A 4,018-nucleotide genomic window follows, 5' to 3' on the forward strand; every position below is an offset into this window, starting at 1 on the left:
GCTGAATTTTCAACTTTTGGAATAAAAATATACCTTGTGCTTGGTTGCGGTGAAGTGCTACGAAACTCCCGCCTTCGCCAAGCCCTTTCCGTTAGGCGTAATATGAAAGAACAAACAACAAGACAATAATGCAAGAAAACGAACTTTTTGAAAGCGAATTACTTGATGAAACGCTAAATGGGGTGAGTGATGACAACGCCCTAAACCTTGCCGAAGGTACGGATAGACGTATTCTTTGGCAAGCCAAAGATTTTAGCATAAGAGAATTACGCTTAATGGAGGACGATGGAACACTAATCATTAGACCTGACTACCAACGCAAATTTGTTATGGACAACAAATTAAGTAGTCGTTTGATAGAGTCTATTCTGATGGACGTACCTATTCCCGTGATTTATATTGCAGAAGAAAAAGACGGTACTTTTAGCGTTATTGACGGACAACAACGACTCACTTCTTTTTTATCATTTATCAAAGGTAAATACCCTGATGGTCGGGATTTTTCTTTGTCAAGTTTGAAAGTTTTAACCGAGTTGAATAAAAAGAAATTTGCCGACCTTGATAAAAGCCTGCAACAAAAAATCAATACCACTACTCTGCATACTATTATCATCAAAAAAGAATCGCAAGAAGATATAAAATTTGAGATTTTTGAACGACTAAATACAGGTTCTGTAAAACTCAATGAAGATGAAATCCGTAACGTAGTTTATCGTGGGAATTATGTCAAATTGTTGTCAGAACTTGAAAACGACGACCTTTTTCACAAACTTGTTTCTAAGGATAACTATAAAAAACGTATGATTTACAGAGGAATGATTTTGCGTTTTTTTGCTTTGTCCGAAAAGTCATACATTAACTACAAGCCAAGCATTAAGCAGTTTTGCAACAAGGAGTTGAGGGATAACAGAAATATGACACCAGATAAGCAAAAAGAATATAGGGAAAGATTTAAAAAATGTGTGGATTTGGTCAATACTGTTTTTGGTGAAAATGCCTTTAAACGGTTTATGTTTGGAAATTCTGAAAATAGAAATGGAAAGTGGAATACCAATCTCAATATGTCTTTGTTTGATATACAAATGTGTGGTTTTGCCAATTACGAAAAACATCAAATAGTCCCCAAAGCAGATTTAATTCGGGAAAGTTTAATGCAATTGATGACTTATAATGAGCATTTTATAGAAAGCATAGAACTTTCTACAAGTGATAAAAACCAACTTCAAACAAGGTTTAGAATTTGGTTTGATACGCTTGAAAAAATTGTGGGACAAAGCAATGAAACAAGGCTTTTCCCTTATGCTATCAAAAAGCAACTTTTTCAGCAAGACCCCACTTGTAAAATTTGTGGTCAGCAGATACGAAGTATTGATGATGCAGAAACAGACCACATTATGCCTTTTTCTGAGGGAGGCACAACCACAATTAACAATGCCCAAATTGCACACAGATTTTGTAACCGACAAAAAAGTAACCGAATTACTTTATTGGAAACTACTTTTGAAACAAGTAGTATGATGGATATATTTGCCATCTACAAGGGAATGCGAGTTGAGGCAAAATATAACCCAAGACAAAATATTATTCTATATAACGATAAAGTTTATGATACCCCCTCAGCAGCAGGCGTAAAAGCCATACGAGATTTAGGTGCAAGCGAAAATAGCACGGTAAATGGTTGGGCTTTTTGGAGGTATGTGGAAACTGAAACAGGTGAAGAGTGTTTTATTAACGAACTACGAAACAGAACATAATACGCCTAACATTGGTTTGGCGAAAAGCGGGGGGCGAAAGTGCTGCTTTATACGGTAGTGCTATTAAATAAATTTTGTGCAGGGTTTAGCGGAAGTGCTTTTTAGCCCCCGCCTTCGCCAAGCCCTGTACGTTATGCGTTACCATAAAATGACAACCAACAAAGAATGACAGCAACCGACAAAGAAAAAAAATGTATTGACTTCTCCTTAAAAGTTAGAGAGAAAATAGTTGAAAGAAAACTCTCTGAATTAAGTTCAGACAAAATGCCGATTGTTTTTAAACCAAGTGACTTTAAGGAACACTTTTGGAAAGATTTTGACACAACTATGAAATTGCTACCATTTTGGAAGAAGTGCATTTTATTGCTCGTTGCAAGTATTTTTTATGTGATTATTTTCCCTATTCTTTTCTTTTATGGACTTTATCAAGCTATATCTGGTGACAAGAATTACGATAAGAAAAAAAACGAATTAAATAGCCTTTACCTTATTGACTATAACGTATCTGAAAATAAATCTTTTGAGGAATTGTGAAATACTAAGGGGCTTAGAGACTGGGGAGTTGAATATTATCATTTATCATTCACAGACGAAGAGAAGATTGAATGTTTGAAATATTGGTGTAAAATTCTTTATGATATTGACGAATATAAATTTGATGAGCTTATTGAAAGTATAAGGATAAGTATTGCTAAAAGTCGTCAAGATTTTTACAGAGAAAACCCTAATGCTCACGTTAGTATGGTATCTCCTATTGAAATGCTACCTTCTGTAATACAAAATAACTTTGGAAATTACTTTCCTTAAAAAATGAATTCTAAGAATGAAAGAATATTCAGGATATGACACGAAAGTAAATGGACTTCTTATTGATGACTTGCGTAGGTCAAAAGGCGGAAATACGCTTTTTGTGTCCCATTACTTTTTTGCTTTGAATGACGGTAAAGATTTAATTTTTTATTACAACCCAATGCACTTTTGGGACAAAATGCCTATTGAGAAAGTTGATAATACAGTTTGGGAAAACTTAGAAAAAGAATGTGCTGTTTTCATAAACTTTAATCCTGACAGTGAACCTAAAAGCAAAGCAACAGACAACAAAACTTCACACCCTGCATTTTTTCCTGAAACACCAAGAATTGGCAACCATTATTCGTGTTTAGGGAGCAGAATTGTTTCGCACCACCAACACTATTATTTCCTTGGTAATTATGGTGGTTGCTTAAAACTTAAAACCAAAGACCTGACCGACTATGATTTAGGAAATTTATTGCATTGGGCTGTGATGACGAAAACACCAAACTATATAAAATCAATCTTTGACCTAAAATGCTTCAAAAAACCAATGACTTCAAACTCAAACACTATAATTGGTGCGGTTATCGGTGACGTGATTGGTTCTGTATTTGAATGGAACAACATAAAATCAACGAATTTTGACATATTCAATCCAAAATGTGATTATACAGACGATACAGTTTTAACCATTGCCGTTGCTGACTGCATACTCAACAAGAAAGATTTTGCTAAGACAATTTGGGTATATGGCAGAAAATATCGTGGACGTGGTTACGGTGGCAGTTTCAGAAATTGGTTACAAGAAGACAATCTGAAGCCTTATGGCAGTTTTGGCAACGGTTCAGCAATGAGAGCCAGTGCCGTTGGATTTGCATTTAACGACATTGAAACCGTTTTGGAAGTTGCTAAACAGTCAGCAGAAGTGACACATAATCACCCCGAGGGCATAAAAGGTGCACAAGCAACAGCAGCTGCGATTTTCCTTGCAAGACACGGAAAATCAAAACAAGAGATTAAAGACTATATAACTGAAACTTTCAAATACAATCTTAACTTCACACTTGACGAGATAAGACCAAATTATAAGTTTGACGTAACTTGTCAGGGTTCAGTTCCACAAGCAATAGTAGCGTTTTTAGAAAGTTCAGACTTTGAAAGTGCAATTAGACTTGCTATTTCAATCGGTGGTGACAGTGACACTATTGCTTGCATTACGGGAGGAATTGCTTCGGCTTACTACAAACAAATTCCACAGAAAATAATTGACTTTGTTGTGGACAAACTACCGAGTGAATACATTGAAATAATGAACAAATTTGACGAACAATATGACAGAAAATAAGAATGGCAAACGCATAACAGCGGTTTGGCGTAATGGCGGGTTCAGTGCTTCGTATGACAGTTTTGTGGTAGGTTCAAGTGCAGTTCTTCGATTGAACTTTTGTGCTAAAAATCCGCCACTACGC

Annotated in this window: 3 protein-coding genes; all 3 read left to right on the forward strand. The window is 35.6% G+C overall.

Translation table 11 applies throughout. The annotated features are described in order from the left end of the window. Positions 1-128 precede the first annotated feature (128 nt). The 3 genes from BM141_RS22125 to BM141_RS23585 all read left to right on the forward strand — a co-directional run bounded on the left by BM141_RS22125 (position 129) and on the right by BM141_RS23585 (position 3,894). Positions 129-1,754 (forward strand): GmrSD restriction endonuclease domain-containing protein, encoded by a 1,626-nt coding sequence (locus BM141_RS22125; protein ID WP_091549609.1) that lies wholly within the window; start codon positions 129-131, stop codon positions 1,752-1,754. 165 nt (positions 1,755-1,919) lie between these two features. After that, positions 1,920-2,288, forward strand: coding sequence for a hypothetical protein (locus tag BM141_RS22130; protein ID WP_091549610.1), 369 nt, complete (start codon positions 1,920-1,922; stop codon positions 2,286-2,288). Positions 2,289-2,577: 289 nt separating this feature from the next. Further along, positions 2,578-3,894 (forward strand): ADP-ribosylglycohydrolase family protein, encoded by a 1,317-nt coding sequence (locus tag BM141_RS23585; RefSeq protein ID WP_245764136.1) that lies wholly within the window; start codon positions 2,578-2,580, stop codon positions 3,892-3,894. Positions 3,895-4,018: the final 124 nt, after the last annotated feature.

The organism is Thermoflexibacter ruber, assembly GCF_900113045.1.
Taxonomy (GTDB): Bacteria; Bacteroidota; Bacteroidia; order Cytophagales; family Thermoflexibacteraceae; genus Thermoflexibacter; species Thermoflexibacter ruber.